The 15,497-nt window shown below is 66.9% G+C and carries 15 protein-coding genes and 1 other annotated feature; of the genes, 5 read left to right on the top strand and 10 right to left on the bottom strand.

The features are described 5' to 3' along the window. Positions 1–40: 40 nt before the first annotated feature. Positions 41–1,021, bottom strand: a complete 981-nt coding sequence (lipA, locus tag MU449_RS05315; RefSeq protein ID WP_244736961.1) for a lipoyl synthase — start codon at positions 1,019–1,021, stop codon at positions 41–43. Between the two features lie 115 nt (positions 1,022–1,136). On the opposite strand from lipA, the gene MU449_RS05310 reads away from it, so the two are divergent. Further along, on the top strand, positions 1,137–1,685 hold the full coding sequence (locus MU449_RS05310) for a peroxiredoxin (RefSeq protein WP_244736960.1): 549 nt from the start codon (positions 1,137–1,139) through the stop codon (positions 1,683–1,685). 42 nt (positions 1,686–1,727) lie between these two features. On the opposite strand, the gene MU449_RS05305 is transcribed toward MU449_RS05310, so the two are convergent. Further along, on the bottom strand, positions 1,728–2,741 hold the full coding sequence (locus tag MU449_RS05305; RefSeq protein ID WP_244736959.1) for a DUF6456 domain-containing protein: 1,014 nt from the start codon (positions 2,739–2,741) through the stop codon (positions 1,728–1,730). A 207-nt stretch (positions 2,742–2,948) separates the two neighbouring features. Between MU449_RS05305 and MU449_RS05300 the strand changes: the two genes are divergently transcribed. Together MU449_RS05300 and guaA are read left to right on the top strand one after the other, a co-directional pair. Beyond that, on the top strand, positions 2,949–3,242 hold the full coding sequence (locus tag MU449_RS05300) for a DUF6477 family protein (RefSeq protein ID WP_244736958.1): 294 nt from the start codon (positions 2,949–2,951) through the stop codon (positions 3,240–3,242). A 39-nt stretch (positions 3,243–3,281) separates the two neighbouring features. Further along, positions 3,282–4,844: a glutamine-hydrolyzing GMP synthase gene (gene guaA, locus MU449_RS05295; RefSeq protein WP_244736957.1), complete on the top strand. Its 1,563-nt coding sequence runs from the start codon at positions 3,282–3,284 to the stop codon at positions 4,842–4,844. 55 nt (positions 4,845–4,899) lie between these two features. Here guaA and bla read toward each other — a convergent pair whose 3' ends face one another. Further along, positions 4,900–5,754, bottom strand: coding sequence for a class A beta-lactamase (gene bla, locus MU449_RS05290; RefSeq protein WP_244736956.1), 855 nt, complete (start codon positions 5,752–5,754; stop codon positions 4,900–4,902). Between the two features lie 97 nt (positions 5,755–5,851). On the opposite strand from bla, the gene MU449_RS05285 reads away from it, so the two are divergent. Beyond that, a complete protein-coding gene (locus MU449_RS05285) occupies positions 5,852–6,712 on the top strand; it encodes a LysR family transcriptional regulator (protein ID WP_244736955.1) in 861 nt (286 codons plus the stop codon). A gap of 47 nt (positions 6,713–6,759) precedes the next feature. Continuing rightward, positions 6,760–6,815 (top strand) — a sequence feature (sul1 is cis-regulatory element that is thought to sense ions involved in sulfur or methionine metabolism; They are found in Alphaproteobacteria). A 27-nt stretch (positions 6,816–6,842) separates the two neighbouring features. After that, positions 6,843–8,261, top strand: coding sequence for a SulP family inorganic anion transporter (locus MU449_RS05280; RefSeq protein WP_244736954.1), 1,419 nt, complete (start codon positions 6,843–6,845; stop codon positions 8,259–8,261). Positions 8,262–8,303: 42 nt separating this feature from the next. Here the strand turns inward: MU449_RS05280 and MU449_RS05275 are convergent, their stop codons facing one another. The 7 genes from MU449_RS05275 to MU449_RS05245 all read right to left on the bottom strand — a co-directional run bounded on the left by MU449_RS05275 (position 8,304) and on the right by MU449_RS05245 (position 15,455). After that, on the bottom strand, positions 8,304–9,872 hold the full coding sequence (locus MU449_RS05275; RefSeq protein WP_244736953.1) for a TerC family protein: 1,569 nt from the start codon (positions 9,870–9,872) through the stop codon (positions 8,304–8,306). Positions 9,873–10,089: 217 nt separating this feature from the next. Continuing rightward, entirely contained in the window at positions 10,090–11,274 is a 1,185-nt protein-coding gene (gene nhaA, locus MU449_RS05270) for a Na+/H+ antiporter NhaA (RefSeq protein ID WP_244736952.1), read from the bottom strand. A 21-nt stretch (positions 11,275–11,295) separates the two neighbouring features. Then, the gene (locus MU449_RS05265; RefSeq protein WP_244736951.1) at positions 11,296–12,195 is read right to left on the bottom strand and encodes a sugar kinase; all 900 of its coding nucleotides are present in this window, start codon (positions 12,193–12,195) and stop codon (positions 11,296–11,298) included. Next, entirely contained in the window at positions 12,192–12,806 is a 615-nt protein-coding gene (locus tag MU449_RS05260) for a 2-dehydro-3-deoxy-6-phosphogalactonate aldolase (RefSeq protein ID WP_244736950.1), read from the bottom strand. Before MU449_RS05260 ends, MU449_RS05265 begins: the two co-directional genes overlap by 4 nt. Continuing rightward, positions 12,803–13,726, bottom strand: coding sequence for an NAD(P)-dependent oxidoreductase (locus tag MU449_RS05255; protein ID WP_244736949.1), 924 nt, complete (start codon positions 13,724–13,726; stop codon positions 12,803–12,805). Before MU449_RS05255 ends, MU449_RS05260 begins: the two co-directional genes overlap by 4 nt. After that, a complete protein-coding gene (locus MU449_RS05250; protein WP_244736948.1) occupies positions 13,723–14,670 on the bottom strand; it encodes a 2-dehydro-3-deoxygalactonokinase in 948 nt (315 codons plus the stop codon). The genes MU449_RS05255 and MU449_RS05250 overlap by 4 nt, the downstream gene beginning before the upstream one ends. Beyond that, complete coding sequence (locus MU449_RS05245; protein WP_244736947.1) at positions 14,667–15,455, bottom strand: IclR family transcriptional regulator; 789 nt, start codon at positions 15,453–15,455, stop codon at positions 14,667–14,669. Before MU449_RS05245 ends, MU449_RS05250 begins: the two co-directional genes overlap by 4 nt. Between the last annotated feature and the right edge of the window lie 42 nt (positions 15,456–15,497).

Genomic DNA, 15,497 nt, shown 5'->3' with positions numbered 1-15,497 from the left:
TTCGTTTGACGGTTCCCTGTTTCACGCCCTTACAAAGAGGTCAAGCACCCAGTTTGGCCAACCGCGCATCCCGCAGCCGCGCGAAATCGTCGCCCGCATGATAGGAGGAGCGCGTCAGCGGCGTGGCCGACACCATCAGGAAGCCCTTGCCATAGGCCGCCTTCTCGTAGCTGGCGAATTCCTCGGGCGTGACGAACCGGTCCACGCGGTGGTGCTTGGGCGTCGGTTGCAGATATTGCCCGATGGTCAGGAAATCGATGTCGGCGGCGCGCATGTCGTCCATGACCTGCCGCACCTCGACCCCATTCTCACCCAGACCCACCATGATGCCGGATTTGGTGAAAATGGTCGGATCCATCTCCTTCACGCGCTGCAACAGGCGCAGCGAATGGAAATACCGCGCGCCCGGGCGCACCTCGAGGTAAAGGCTCGGGACGGTTTCCATGTTGTGGTTGAACACGTCCGGCTTCGCCTCGACCACCTTTTCCACGGCGGAGGGCGCGCATTTCAGAAAGTCCGGCGTCAGGATCTCGATCGTGGTGGTGGGCGAACGGTGACGGATCGCGCGGATCGTCTGGGCGAAATGCTCCGCCCCGCCATCGTCCAGATCGTCGCGATCGACCGAGGTGATGACGACGTGGTTCAGACCCAGCTTCGCCACCGCATGGGCCACGCGGCCCGGTTCGAACGCGTCGAGGCTTTGGGGTTTGCCGGTCGCCACGTTGCAGAAGGTGCAGCCGCGTGTGCAGATCTCGCCCATGATCATCATGGTGGCGTGGCCCTGGCTCCAGCACTCGCCCACGTTGGGGCAGCCCGCCTCCTCGCACACCGTGACCAGCCGGTTTTCCTTGATGATGTCGCGCGTCGCCTTGTATCCGGCCGAGGTCGGGGCCTTCACCCGGATCCAGTCCGGCTTCTTGGGTTGGGCATTGTCGGCGCGATGCGCCTTTTCAGGGTGGCGCTGGTCCGGGATCTTGAGGTCACGCACGGCGGGGCTTCCCTTCGAAAAAGTGGTCCGCATCACATATGTCGAACGCCCCCCGCGCGCAACCTTGATGGGCGGGCCAGTTGGGTTTACCTTGCGCGCGGGGAGGAGTAGTCGGTCCGCAAGGACCACAACTCCAGAGGATGACACGATGCAAACGGGCGTTAAGCTGCCTTCCGTCAACTTCAAGACCCGCGTGCGGGACGAGTCCATCGAAGGGCCGAATCCCTTCCGGTGGGAGATGAAGACCACCGCCGATTATTTCGCGAACAAGCGCGTCGTGCTGTTCGCCCTGCCCGGCGCGTTCACGCCCACCTGCTCCACCTATCAACTTCCGGGGTTCGAGAACGGGTTCGAGGATTTCCGCGCGGCCGGTGTCGATGACATCTATTGCCTGTCGGTCAACGATGCCTTCGTGATGAACCAATGGGCCAAGGCCCAGGGCCTGCAGAACGTGAAGGTCATCCCCGACGGATCGGGCGAATTCACCCGCCGCATCGGAATGCTGGTGGCCAAAGACAACCTCGGTTTCGGCCAACGTTCGTGGCGCTATGCCGCCGTCGTCAACGACGGCGTGGTGGAGGCGTGGTTCGAAGAACCGGGCCTGTGCGACAATTTCGGCGAAGATCCGTATGGGGAATCCTCACCCGAAACCGTGCTGGCCTGGCTGCGCGATCAGCAAAACGCCAAAGCCGCCTAAACGAAAGGCGCCCCGCGGGGCGCCTTTTTCATTCGATCCGCGTCATCCGATCATCGGCCCTCGGCCATAACGTTCGGCGTAGTGGCGGCGCAACCGCTCCAACCCGATGCGCAGGACCACCTTGCCCGACCGCGCGGCCCAGCCCATCCGCTTTTCGCACTGCTCCAGCCCTTCGAGATAGCAGCAGACGCGCAGGACCACGTCGCCCAGACCCGGCCCCAGATCGCGCAACGCGCCCGCCACCCGTTCCCGCGCCGCCGCCGGCCCACGCCCATCCGCGTCGCCGCCCGTGCTGCGCGCGCCGCCATCCAGAAACCGCTCCCAGTTCTGGGTGGTGGCGGAGGCCATCTGCGCCAATTCGAAATCCTCACGCAGGCGTTCCGCCGCCATGACCAGTTCGGGGGGAAGGAAGGGCTTGCCATCCTTGTCCAACCGCCGACCCATAACCGCCACCGGCGTTTCCGCCTGACCGTATCGGGGCAGCCGTTCCGCCGCATCCGCGCCCGCCCAATCGAACCCCGCCGGCGCTTCGGCCAACCCCGCGCGCAGCTGCGCCTTGCCCGCATTCGCGATGACATAGGTGCTGATCCGCCCCGCCGTGCGGCAGGCGATCCAGTCCTTCAGGATCAGCGCCTCGGCCACCGCGCGGTCAATCACGGCCAGACGCTGCGGGTCCACCCCCGGCAGCTCCCGCAGCACCACCGCCTTGTCCATGCCCGCGGCGAAGGCCAAAACCGTCTGCGGCTCGGCCATGCGGCGCAGGGCGCGAACGGCCTCCACCTCAAGACGCAGGTCGGTGGATGCGGGGCGGGATTGGGCGATCATCTCGGGCGCTTTCTTGTTCGGGGTCAGACGGGTCAGGGCCGCATCCATCAGCGGATCGTCGCGGCGGTTTTCGTATCGGCGGATCTGCCGCATCACGGTCGAGGCGTGGATCCCCTCCCGCCGCGCCAGTGCCCGCAGCGAAAGCCCCCCCTCCACATGATCGAGGTAAAGGCGGGCGGCGGCCGGAATCCGGTCGGTCGGCAGTGTGTCGAAAGCAGTGAGCTGGCCCATATGTCCTCGCAGATCGTAGTGGCCTTCTTTTCGCCACAATGTGACCTATGGCGTGAGATGGTTACCGGACTGTTAACAGCGCCGGGCACCCTCGATACTTTCCGACAATCGTCAATTTACACGCGGTGCAGCGCGCGGTGATCGGGCGAAAACGCAACACCCCTTCCGATGCGTCATGATCGCAGCTGCCACATTGGAGACACAACTATGACCGATTTCCGCGCCATCCTCGCCACTCTTCGCCGCCCCCGCCTGCTGATCCGCGCGGCCCGCCTGGGCATGGAGGATTACCGGCGCGACCGCGACCTCGGTCGCCTGACGGACTGTCCCACCCCCGAATCGGCCCTGCCCCGTCTTCTGGAGCAGGAGGATCTGTTGGAACGGACCCGCCTGTCGGGCGATGCCGCCTATTCCGTGACCCGCCATGTGGAGGTGATGATCGCCCTTATGGCCGAAGCCCGTATGCAGCCGCGTTCGGCCCCGGCCCTGACGCTCGTCTGACCCCTTGCGCGGACGGGGGTTTGCGCCTAATGGCGGGACATGACCCAGCATGACCGCCTTCTCATCATCGACTTCGGCTCGCAAGTCACGCAACTGATCGCGCGGCGTCTGCGCGAACTGAACGTCTATTGCGAAATCCACCCCTTCAACAAGGTCGACGACGCCTTTCTGGCCGAGTTCGCGCCGAAGGCCGTGATCCTGTCCGGGGGCCCCGCATCGGTCTTTGCCGAGGGCGCGCCCATGCCGCCCGCTTCGGTCTTCGATCTGGGCGTGCCGATGCTGGGCATCTGCTATGGCCAGCAGGTTATGATGCATTGTCTGGGCGGCAAGGTGGAACGCGGCCACGGCACCGCCGAATTCGGCCGCGCCTTCGTCACCCCGCCCGAAGGCCGCATTCCCCTGCTGGAAGGGTGGTTCGCCGATGCCGACGGGCGCGAGCAGGTGTGGATGAGCCATGGCGACCACGTCTCCGCCCTTGCGCCGGGGTTCGAGGTCTATGGCACGTCCCCCAACGCGCCGTTCGCCATCACGGCGGATCTGGACCGGAACTTCTTCGCCGTGCAGTTCCACCCGGAGGTGCACCACACCCCCCGCGGCGCCAAGTTCTTCGAGAATTTCGTGCGTCTGGCCGGGTTCACCGGCGACTGGACGATGGGCGCCTATCGTGAGGAAGCGATCCGCAAGATCCGCGAACAGGTGGGCGACCAGAAGGTCATCTGCGGCCTGTCCGGCGGCGTCGATTCGTCGGTCGCGGCGGTCCTGATCCATGAGGCGATCGGCGATCAGCTGACCTGCGTTTTCGTCGATCACGGCCTGCTGCGTCAGGGCGAGGCGGAGCAGGTCGTGACGATGTTCCGCGATCATTACCACATGCCGCTGATCCATGCCGACGAATCGGACCTGTTCCTTGGTGAGCTTGACGGCCAATCGGACCCGGAAACGAAGCGCAAGATCATCGGACGCCTGTTCATCGACGTGTTCCAGAAACACGCGGCCGAGGTGGGCGGCGCGACCTTCCTGGCCCAGGGCACGCTTTATCCCGACGTGATCGAATCGGTCTCGTTCTCGGGCGGGCCGTCGGTCACCATCAAGTCGCACCACAATGTCGGCGGCCTGCCGGAGAAGATGGGCCTGAAACTGGTCGAACCGCTGCGCGAACTGTTCAAGGACGAAGTTCGCGCCCTTGGCCGCGAGCTTGGCCTGCCCGAAAGCTTCATCGGACGCCACCCCTTCCCCGGCCCCGGCCTCGCCATTCGCTGCCCCGGCGAAATCACGCGCGAAAAGCTGGAAATCCTGCGGAAAGCGGACGCCGTCTATATCGACCAGATCCGCCGTCACGGCCTTTATGACGACATCTGGCAGGCCTTCGTCGCGATCCTGCCGGTGCGCACGGTGGGCGTGATGGGCGACGGGCGGACCTATGATTTCGCCTGCGCCTTGCGGGCGGTCACCTCGGTCGACGGGATGACGGCGGATTACTTCCCGTTCAGCCACGACTTCCTGGGTGAGACCGCAACGCGGATCATCAACGAGGTGCCGGGCATCAACCGCGTCACATATGACATCACGTCAAAACCCCCCGGCACGATCGAGTGGGAATGACAGGCACCACCGCCGCTGCCTAGACGCCGTCAGGGACGATCCCTGACGGCGTTTTTCATCGCGCCACGATCATCTGCATGGCTGCGGCCCCGATATCGGCCATTGCCTCGTCCTTCTGGGCCAGACCGACCGTCGTATCCGCGATGAACATCGTCACCGTGACCGGCGCCCCCTCCGGCGGGCCGACCATGGCCACCAGCGCGCGCGAGGTGCGGCCATTGCCGGATTTGTCCACCACATCCCACCCCGCCGGAACCAAGGGGCGCAACAGCGCCCCCGTCACCGCGCCGGGCCGCATCCATTCGGCCAGTTGCGCCCGCGAGCCCGGGCTCAACACGTCGCGGGTCAACATCAGGTCCATCCAACGGGCCGCCGCCTGCGGGGTGGTCGTATCGCGAGCGTCCCCGGGGGCAACCTCGTTCAGCGTCGGCTCCGTCCGGTCCGAGCGGGTCACCCCATCCCCGATGCCGCGCAGAAACGCCGTCACTGCATTCGGCCCACCCAGCCGATGGAACAACAGGTTGGCGGCGGTGTTGTCGCTCTGGTCCAGGGCGGCAAAACAAAGATCCCCGATGGACATGTCCGCCCCCACATGCGCGGCGGTCACCGGGGCCCAGTCCAAGATGTCATCCGCCGCAATCAGCACATCTTCCGCCAGCGACACGTCCCCCTGATCCACCCGCGCCAGAACGGCACCGCAGATCGGCACCTTCACCGCGCTGGTCATCGGAAACCTTTCATCCGCACGGTGGCCGAACACCCAATCCGCGCCCTGAACCACGACCCCGATCCGCGCGTCGAGGCGTGATTCCCAGTGATCGATTCGCGAGGTCAGCGCGACCTCGGGCATTTGGGCGGCGGCGGGCAGCGCGGCGCAGGCCAGCACCATCATCGCGTGGAAAAGACGCATCTCATCTCCTATCAATATATCTTGTAAGGATGGCTTTACGCCGCCCAACCGGCGCTTTGCAGGCGACAAAAACTCGATTGTCGCATAAGATCCTCTCATGCGTGATCGCCCGGACATTCCTCTCAACGCCCTGCGCACGTTCGAGGTGGCCGCCCGTCAAGGCAGCTTTACCCGCGCGGCGATCGAATTGCGGGTGACCCAGGCGGCCGTCAGCCACCAGATCGCCCGGCTGGAGGATGCCTTGGGCGTTGCGCTGTTCCGGCGCACCCCGGCGGGGCTGGTGCTGACGGATGCGGCGCAGACGATCTTTCCCGTGATGGAGCACAGTCTGGACGCGATGGCCCGCGCGCTGGACCGTGTCGCGGGCGGGCGGCACGAGGTTCTGAACCTCGGCGTCGTCACGACCTTCGCCACCGGATGGCTGATCCCACGGCTAAGCGCGTTCGAACGCGACCATCCGGGCATCGCCCTGCGCCTGTCCACCCACAACAACCGCGTGGAGATCGCGCGCGAGGGGTTGGACGCCGCCATCCGGTTCGGCACGGGACGTTGGCCGGGCGTCGCAGCCGTTCCGATCTGCGAGGCCCCCATGACCCCGCTCTGCGCGCCCGCGATGGGGCAGCTTCCCTTGACGGAGCTTGGACATCACCGGCTGCTGCGCAGTTTTCGCGCCGACGAATGGCCCCGGTGGTGCGCGGCGGCGGGCGTGCCCTGCCCACCTTTGACCGGCCCGGTTCTGGACAGTTCCGTCGCGCTGGCCGACCTTGCGGCGGCGGGCCACGGAATGGCACTTCTGCCGCTGCCGATGTTTCAGGACGCGCTGGCGGCGGGGCGTCTGGTCCGCCCCTTCGCCGCGACCGTGACCCTTGGCAGCTACTGGCTGACCACCCCCGAAGATCGGCGAATGCCCCCCGCCGCCCTGAGCCTGCTGAACTGGATGCGCGCCCGAATGGGCTGAAGGGCATTGGCTTTCGCCCCGCCCTGCCCTATACCCGCCGTCATTCGCATGGACCCGGTGCAAGCCCGGGTGGCTATTCCGGCCGCCGATCCGCCGGACAACGCAGTTCAAGACGCGTATTTTCATCATTATGCACAGCCAACGCATCTATATGCGCCAATGGCAGGAAAACCCCATTCGGGAAATTCTGGCCGGTGCCGTCGCCACGTTCGCCCTCATCCCCGAGGTCATCGCCTTTTCCTTCACCGCCGGCGTCGATCCCGCGGTCGGCCTGTATGCCTCGTTCGTCATCAGCATCATCATCGCGGTGTTCGGCGGGCGTCCGGCCATGATCTCGGCCGCCGCCGGGTCGGTCGCGCTGGTCGCGGCCCCCTTGGTGCGCGATTACGGGGTGGAATATCTGTTTGCCGCGGGCCTTCTGGCCGGGGCGATCCAGATCCTGTTCGGCGTTGCGCGCCTGTCGACGCTTCTTCGCTACGTCTCAAACTCGGTGCGGACCGGATTCGTCAACGCGCTGGCGATCCTGATCTTCGCGGCGCAGCTTCCCCATATCCTGAATGCGGGGGCGGCGGGCTATGCCGTCATGGCGGCGGGGCTGGCGATCATCTATCTGGTGCCGCGCCTGACGACGATCATCCCGTCACCCCTGATCTGCGTCATCGTCCTGACGTTCGCCTGCTGGGCCATCGGCCTGGACGTGCCGCGCGTGTCCGAACTTGGCCGCCTGCCCGAAGGGCTGCCCGTCTTTGCCCTGCCGGACGTTCCGGTCGATCTGACCTTGCTGGGCATCATCGTCACGCCCGCCATCGCCATCGCCATGGTGGGCCTGCTGGAATCGCTGATGACCGCCGGCGTGGTGGACGACCAGACCGGCACCCCCTCGGACAAGAACGCCGAGGCGCGGGGCCTTGGACTGGCCAATGTCGGGGCCAGCCTGTTCGGCGGCATCGCAGGGTGCGGCATGATCGGGCAGACCATCTCCAACGTGAAATACGGCGGGCGGGGGCGGCTTTCGACCATGGCGGCGGGGGTGGTTCTTCTGGGCCTCATGACCGTGGTGGGCGATCTGGTGGCGGCGGTGCCGGTGGCGGCGCTGGTGGCGATCATGATCATGGTGTCGATCGACACGTTCGACTGGGGCTCGCTTGCCCGGCTGCGGGCCACGCCGCGCCTGTCGAACCTTGTGATGCTGGCCACCGTGGCCGTGACCGTGACGACCCACGACCTGTCGCTGGGCGTTCTTGCAGGTGTGCTGCTCAGCGGCGTGTTCTTTGCCGCCAAGGTGTCGCGGATGCAGCGGATCACGCGTGACGGCGACACCTATTTTGTTGAGGGACAGGTCTTCTTCGCCTCCGCCGATGCGTTCGTGGAGGCGTTCGACCCGCTGGCCCATGACGGTCCCGTCACCATCGACCTGAGCGGGGCGAACATCTGGGACATCACCGCCGCGCAGGCCGTCGCCAAGGTGCAGGACCGCTTCGCGCGCCACGACCTGCCGGTGCACGTGGTCGGAATGCACGGCCTGCCCGGCGTCACCCTGCGCATCTGACATGGGCGCGCGGGGGCCGGTCCGCCCGGCCCCCACGCGTGATCAGGGCATGTCGATCTCGGCCCCGTTCCCCAGACGGCGGACCCGCACGGTCTGGATCGCGCGGCCCTGAACCTCCACCATCTCGAACGACATGTCGCCGATCACGATAACCTCGCCCGCCTCGGGCAACCGCCCCAGCGACCAGAGGATATAGCCCGCGAGGGTCGAGAACCGCTCGGCCTCGTCGGCCAGTTCGGCATCCAGCATCTGTTCCGCGCGGTGGATGTCGATCCAGCCGCTCAGAAGCCAGGCGTCCTCCTCCACGGTCGCGACCAGAGGTTCGTCGTTTTCGTCGGGGAATTCGCCCGCGATCGCCTCAAGGATATCGGTCGGAGTGGCGATCCCCTCCAGCGTGCCGAACTCGTCCAGGATCACCGCCAGCTGCACCGGCGATTTCCGCAGCCGCTCCATCAGGCGCAGCGCGCTCAGGCTTTCATGCACCACCAGGGGTTCGCGCACCGATCCCGTCAGGTCGATCCGCCCTTGCGTCAGCAGGTCGCGCAGCAGATCGCGGGCCAGGGCCACGCCGACGAAATCCTCGATCCGCCCGCGCGACAGCAGGAACCGCGAATGCCCCTTGGTCAGGATCTGTTCGCGCAGCGTCGCCTCATCCGCGTTCAGGTCCAGCCAGTCCACCTCGTTTCGCGGGGTCATGACCGACGTGGCGGGGCGTTCGGCCAGCAGAAGGACCGAGCGGATCATGTCCTTCTCCTCCGGTCCGAAGATCGCCTGCTGTTCGGCGTGGCGCGCCATGGCATCGGCCGATCCGCCAAGCTCTTCCCCCTTGCGGCCGCCCAGAAGGCGCAGAACCGCGCCCGCCGTCCGTTCGCGCAGATCGCCCGTGGTCAGAACCTGTTCGCGGTTGCGACGCGCGATCTGGTTCAACGCCTCGATCCCGACCGAGAAGCCGATCGCGGCATAGAGATATCCCTTGGGAATATGGAACCCGAACCCTTCGACAATCAACGAGAAGCCGATCATCATCAGGAAGCCGAGGCACAGGATCACCACCGTCGGGTGGCGCGAAACGAAAGCCATCAGCGGTTTGGCCATCAGCATCATCACGCCCACGGCGATGATCACCGCGATCATCATGACCGACAGGTGCTGCACCATGCCCACGGCGGTGATCACGCTGTCCAGCGAGAAGACCGCATCCAGAACCACGATTTGCACCAGAACCTGCCAGAAAACGGCATGGACCGGATTGGTCTGCTTTTGATGCGACTGTCCTTCCAGCCGTTCGTGCAGCTCCATCGTGCCCTTGAACAGAAGGAACAGGCCGCCGAAGATCAGGATGAGGTCGCGCCCCGAGAACGGATGCCCGAACAGCGTGAACAGCGGGTTCGTCAGCGTCACGATCCACGCGACCGAGGCCAGAAGGCCAAGACGCATCACCAGCGCCAATGTCAGACCGATCTGCCGTGCCCGGGCCCGTTGATGCGGCGGCAGCTTGTCCGCCAGAACCGCAATGAAGACGAGGTTGTCGATCCCCAGCACGATTTCCAGAACGATCAGCGTGGCCAGTCCGGCCCACGCGGCGGGGTCGGACATCCATTCAAAGAACACGGGCAAACTCCATCAGATATGCAAAAAAGCGCGGTCCCGCTGGGCGGGCCGCGTGTCTCCGGTGTCGGAGAGGGTCAGGACGACGTCGCTCGCCCTCGGGCGGGACGTCATCCGAACTTCGGGACGGGTCGGTCATGCCCCGGCCCCCGGCGCATGGCGGCGGGGAAACGGGCCGATTCTGTGACAAGATCGTCGGGGCATCGGTCGCTTATATACGCTATCCGACGCGGTGCATTCTTTTTTTCGCCGGCGGGGCCGCGCGCAACACCAGATATCCGATCGTGCCCGCAACAAGCGACCCCAGCAGAATGCCGATCTTCGCTTCGTCCTGCAGGACGGGATCGCCGAACGCCAGAAGCGAGATGAACAGGCTCATCGTGAATCCGATGCCGCACAGAAGCGAGGTGCCCACCATCTGCATCCATGTCGCCCCCGACGGCAGCCGCACGACGCCGGTTTTCACCAGCACAAGGACCGAACCGAAAATACCGATCACCTTGCCCAAGGCCAGCCCCAGCGCCACACCCAGCGTGACGGGGGCGACCAGCGTCTCCGGCCCCAGCCCCACAAAGCTGACGCCCGCATTGGCAAAACCGAACACGGGCACGATCAGAAAGGCCACCGGCCGTTGCAGGATATGTTCCAGATAATGCAGCGGGCTTTCGGAATGCTGCGCCTCGGGCGTGGCGGGGGTGCGTTTGATCGGCACGCACAGCGCCAGGATCACACCCGCCAGCGTGGCATGGACACCCGAGCGAAGCGTGAAGAACCACAGGATCAGACCCAAAATGACATAGGGCAGGATCCGGCGCACGCCCATCCGGTTGATCGCAAGAAGCGCCACGATGGTCACGGCCGCCAGCGCCAGATCGATCATCGAAATCTCGGCGGTGTAGAACAGCGCGATGATGACCACCGCCCCCAGATCGTCGATGATTGCCAGCGCGGCCAGAAACACCTTGAGCGAGACCGGAACCCGCGGCCCCAGAAGCGACATCACCCCAAGCGCGAACGCGATGTCGGTGGCCGAAGGAATGGCCCAACCATGCGCCGCCGGCGTGCCGAGGTTGAAGATCAGGAAGAACATCGCGGGCACGATCATGCCCGCCGCTGCCGCCGCCCCCGGCAGGATGCGCCGGGGCCAAGAGGACAGGTGCCCGTCCGTCATCTCGCGCTTGATTTCCAGCCCCACCATCAGGAAGAACACGGCCATCAGCGCGTCGTTGATCCAGTGCTGGACCGACAAGGGCCCGACATACATGTGCAGCGCATCGAAATACGCCCCGGACAAGGGCGAATTCGCCACGATCAGCGCCAGCGCCGCGACCGCCATCAGGAGAACGCCGCCCCCCGCCTCGTTGTCCAAAAATCCCCGAAGGGTGTTCTGTATGCGTCCGCGCATGAAGCCTGCCAATCCTTTGTTCTATGCCGCGCCGGGACGGATCAGCGCGCCACGTTGCAAGATGACCTGCCGTGCCAGCGCGTCGCCCGCCCGGGCTGCGTCGCGCATACTATCCCCTGAGAGGCGGGCCGCAAGATAGGCCGCGTTGAAACTGTCGCCCGCGCCCGTGGTATCGACCGGTTCCGCGGCCGGACCGAAGGACATCCCGTCCGCCCCGTCGGGGCCGTCGAAGGCCATGGGACCGCCGCCGTTTTTCACCATGACCTCGGTCGTGCGGCCGGTGCGGTATCGGCGGGCGGTGGCGGCGGGGTCGGCGTCGCCAAAGAACGCGGCCTCGTCGTCAAAGCTGGGCAGGACGATATCAGCGGCGGCGGCGGCTTCGGTGATGCCTTGGCACATCGCCTCGCGGTCGGTCCACAGGCGCGGGCGGAGGTTCGGATCGAACGCCACGCGCGCGCCCGCGTCGCGCGCGCGGCCCACCGCCGCCAGAAACGCGGCGCGTCGATCGCCCAGGATGGCGACGGTGATCCCCGAGAAATAGATCACCCCCGCCCCGGCCAGCGCCGTGTCCAGACCCGCCGGATCGTCGGCCAGCGTCCGCGCCGCCGAACTGTCGCGCCAATAGGTGAACGAGCGTTCGCCATTCGTCAGCGAGACCATGTAAAGCCCCGCCTGCCGGGTGGGGTGGCGAAGGATGGTGCCCGTCCCCACCCCCGCCGCGGCCATGAAGGCCACCATCCGGTCCGACATCGGATCCGTGCCCAGCGCGGTGTGGTAATCGACCGTCCAGTCGGCGGGCAGGGCGCGGCGGGCATACCAGGCGGTGTTGAACGTGTCGCCCGCAAAGCCCTGCCGCCACAGATCCTCGCCCGCGCCGGTCAGTTCCACCATGCATTCCCCGATCGAAACGAAGCGCATCATGCGAAGGCCTCCTGGAAGGCGCGGGCGCGGCGGCCCACCTCCTCCGCCGGGGTACCTGGGGCGTAAAGCGCCGAACCAAGGCCGAATCCCGCCACGCCCACCGTGCGGTAGGGCGCCATTCCCGCCGGGGTGATTCCCCCCACGGGCAGCAGCCGCACCCCCTTGGGCAGGACGGCCAGCATCGCCTTCACCGCCGCCGGGCTGACCAACTCCGCCGGAAAGATCTTGAGCGCATCGGCCCCGGCGGCCAGCGCGGCAAAGGCCTCGGTCGGGGTGGCGACCCCGGGCACGCAGGCGGCGCCCAGCGCCTTCGCCCGCGCAATGACCGCCGTATCGGCATGGGGCATGACGATGATCCGCCCCCCGGCCTGCACCACATCCTCCGCCGCCTGCGGCGTCAGAACGGTGCCCGCCCCCACCACGGCCCGCCCTTCCAGTCCATCCGCCAGCGCGGCGATGCTGTCCAGCGGGCGGGGTGAATTCAGCGGCACCTCCAGCAGGGTGATGCCCGCCGCGACCAGCGCCTCCCCCACGGGCAGCGCCTCGTCCGGGGTCAGGCCGCGCAGGATCGCGACCAGCGGGCAGGCGGTGAAGGCGGTTTCAAAGTTCATGTCGGCTCCTCAAGTGCGGGGGCGGGCCACAGGATGGGCTCGCCCCGGGCGAAACGGACGGCCTCCTCGGCCGCGCGGCGGTGCAGGTCGCGCACGGCATCTTCGGAATACCAAGCCATGTGCGGCGTGATGAGACAGGTGTCGAATTCGCGCAGCGCGCTGTCGGCGGGCAAGGGTTCGATCCGCGTCCGGTCGATGCCCGCGCCCGCGACCTTGCCCGTGCGCAGCGCCTCGGCCAGCGCGTCTTCGTCAAGAATGCCGCCCTCCGCCAGGCTGATGACGTAAACGCCGGTCTTCATCCGGTCGAACATCGCGGCATCCAGCAGATCGCGCGTGGCCTCGGTCAGCAACGCGAAGACGGCGATCACGTCCGAAAGCTCGATCACGTCGCCCAAGACCGCCCCGGTGATGTCGAGCGGATCGTGAACCAGCGTGCGAAAGCCCAGCGCCCCCATCTTTGTCGCGTAATCCATGCCCACCGGCCCGGCCCCGATCAGGCCGACCGTCAATTCCGAATGCCGACGCAGGGGGCGGGCCAGCGCGTGGTCCCAGATGCCGCTGCGGGTGGCCGCCGTCATGGCGGGGATCTTGCGCAGCAGCGTCAGGGTCAGGGCAATCGCATGGTCAGCGGCCTCGGGCGCGTCGGCTTCGGCAGGGTCGCTCACCGCCACCCCCATCCGCCGCGCCGCCGCCCAGTCGATCGTCCCACCCGGCGCCAGGCGCACGATCAGCCGCAGATCGGGCAGCGCCGCCAGACCATCCGCGGTGAAATCAACCGGCCCCGCAAGGATGATCCCCGCCCCCTGCGCGCCTTGGATCAGGTCATCCTGCGTCCCGCAGGGGATGGGGGTGGCTGTCAGGCCCGCCGCGTCGACGGCGGGGTGCGCTTCGTGATCGGGATCGGCAATGACGATGTTCATGCACGCGCATCCTTGGGTGGGGCCGCCGTCACAAGGCCACGGATTTCGGCAAAGCGCCACAGCCCATGCGGCGCGGTGTTGCCAAGCTGGGCCGCGACCTCGATCCCGCAGATCGTCAGCGCCCTGCGGTATCGGTCGCACAAGGCCCCGTCGCCGATCATCAATACGGGGGGGGAGGCGGCGTCCCGCATCCGCGCCGCCGACCGGATTTCGCTCCCGATCAACAGGCCCGACAGGTAATCGGCCAACCCCGATCCGGGCAGACGTCCGGTCAGCCCCATGGTGCGGGCCGAAAAGATCTGCCGCGTCAGATCGCCCGCCCCGCCTTGCCGCGCCAACCCGACGCCGCGATCGAACGCATCGGCACCAAAGGCCGGGGCATCGGTCATCAGACGCCCCAGGATCGAATGGCCGCGCAAAAGGGCAAACATCTCACCCGTCATGTAGGTGGCGAAGGTGACGATCCGCCCCCCCTCCACCAGAACCCATTTGGAATGGGTGCCGGGCAGAACGAACAAGGCCCGCGCCGCCAGATCGGGCCGGTCGGCGATGGCGCCCGCGATCTGCACCTCCTCGCCGCGCATCACGTCGGGCGGGGCGCCCGGCGTATCCAGAAGAACACCCGGCACGATGTGCAGAACCCCGCCCTGGGGCAAAGCCACCTCGGCCCCCTGCCCGATCAGATCCTCCAGCCGCGCGGGGCAGCGCGCATAGGGCGCCTCGGCCCAGCCCTGTTGCGACCCGACCATGCCGCCCGCGACCACCGGGCGCCCCTGCGCCACCCAATCGCCGCAAATGTCGGCGAAGGCCCCGGCGAACCCGCCCGTGGGCAGGTTCTGGATGCCGTGAGGACTGGTGCGTTCCGCCACCACCTGCCCGTCACGCATCAGAAAGGCCCGCAGGCTACTTGTGCCCCAATCCAGAGCGACCAGTTCGTTCGTCATCCCGTCCACCCCAAGACCATCGAAATTTCGTTCGCCGCCCGGACCACATCGGGGCCCAGATCGTGCAGTCGTGGCTCGGGCAGGAAGGTCACCGCGCTTGCCACGCTGATCGCGCCGACCACCGCCCCCGTCGCATCCCGCAAGGGGGCCGCGACGCAGCGAATGCCGAACTCGTTCTCCTCCAGATCGACGGCGAAACCGCGCGCGCGGGACTGGCGCAGATCATCGGCCAGGGTGGCGTAATCGCGCATGTCGGGGCGGTTCGGGGCGGCGGCGAATATCACCGCCCGGCCATGGGCGTCGGGCCAGGTTTCTTCGGGCAGGCCGATCATCATCGCCTTGCCCAACCCGGTCGAGGCGATGGGCATCCGCGCCCCCACGCGCGAGCGCATCTCAAGCCCCCGCGACCCGGCCACCTTGTCCAGATACAGCACCTCGCCCGCGTCCAACGTGCCCAGATGAACCGTGTCGCAGGTCGCGCGGGCCAGCGCCTCCAGCTGAGAGCGGGCCAGAGCGGTCAGCGGACGCTGCTCCCGCGCGCGCTGCCCAAGCAGAATCAGCTTGGTGCCGAGGGAATAGCCCTGATAGGGGACGTGGTGCAGATACCCCTCGGCCACCAGATTGGCCAACATGCGGGCCACGGTGCTGCGCGGCGCGCCCATCCGTTCGGACAGGCCGCGCAGATCGGTGACCCCTGCGCCCACATGCTCCAGAAGACGCAGCCCGCGTGACAGGGTCTGCGTGCCCGGCACCGGACGTCGATCCTCGGTGTGGCGATCATCCATCCCTGTCCCTCCCCCGCCGACCGTGATGGGGTCTGCGGGGCA

The sequence above is a fragment of the Falsirhodobacter halotolerans genome (genome assembly GCF_022899245.1).
Lineage (GTDB): Bacteria > Pseudomonadota > Alphaproteobacteria > Rhodobacterales > Rhodobacteraceae > Falsirhodobacter > Falsirhodobacter halotolerans.
This window is presented reverse-complemented; position numbering and strand designations above follow the sequence as displayed.

Bases quoted from the DNA above. Each gene is read 5' to 3' on its own strand.
- MU449_RS05265 (WP_244736951.1), bottom strand. From the start codon at position 12,195: ATGATGCGCTTCGTTTCGATCGGGGAATGCATGGTGGAACTGACCGGC.
- guaA (WP_244736957.1), top strand. From the start codon at position 3,282: ATGACCCAGCATGACCGCCTTCTCATCATCGACTTCGGCTCGCAAGTC.
- MU449_RS05305 (WP_244736959.1), bottom strand. From the start codon at position 2,741: ATGGGCCAGCTCACTGCTTTCGACACACTGCCGACCGACCGGATTCCG.
- MU449_RS05300 (WP_244736958.1), top strand. From the start codon at position 2,949: ATGACCGATTTCCGCGCCATCCTCGCCACTCTTCGCCGCCCCCGCCTG.
- MU449_RS05255 (WP_244736949.1), bottom strand. From the start codon at position 13,726: ATGAACATCGTCATTGCCGATCCCGATCACGAAGCGCACCCCGCCGTC.
- lipA (WP_244736961.1), bottom strand. From the start codon at position 1,021: ATGCGGACCACTTTTTCGAAGGGAAGCCCCGCCGTGCGTGACCTCAAG.
- MU449_RS05260 (WP_244736950.1), bottom strand. From the start codon at position 12,806: ATGAACTTTGAAACCGCCTTCACCGCCTGCCCGCTGGTCGCGATCCTG.
- nhaA (WP_244736952.1), bottom strand. From the start codon at position 11,274: ATGCGCGGACGCATACAGAACACCCTTCGGGGATTTTTGGACAACGAG.
- MU449_RS05245 (WP_244736947.1), bottom strand. From the start codon at position 15,455: ATGGATGATCGCCACACCGAGGATCGACGTCCGGTGCCGGGCACGCAG.
- MU449_RS05310 (WP_244736960.1), top strand. From the start codon at position 1,137: ATGCAAACGGGCGTTAAGCTGCCTTCCGTCAACTTCAAGACCCGCGTG.
- MU449_RS05285 (WP_244736955.1), top strand. From the start codon at position 5,852: ATGCGTGATCGCCCGGACATTCCTCTCAACGCCCTGCGCACGTTCGAG.
- MU449_RS05280 (WP_244736954.1), top strand. From the start codon at position 6,843: ATGCACAGCCAACGCATCTATATGCGCCAATGGCAGGAAAACCCCATT.
- MU449_RS05250 (WP_244736948.1), bottom strand. From the start codon at position 14,670: ATGACGAACGAACTGGTCGCTCTGGATTGGGGCACAAGTAGCCTGCGG.
- bla (WP_244736956.1), bottom strand. From the start codon at position 5,754: ATGCGTCTTTTCCACGCGATGATGGTGCTGGCCTGCGCCGCGCTGCCC.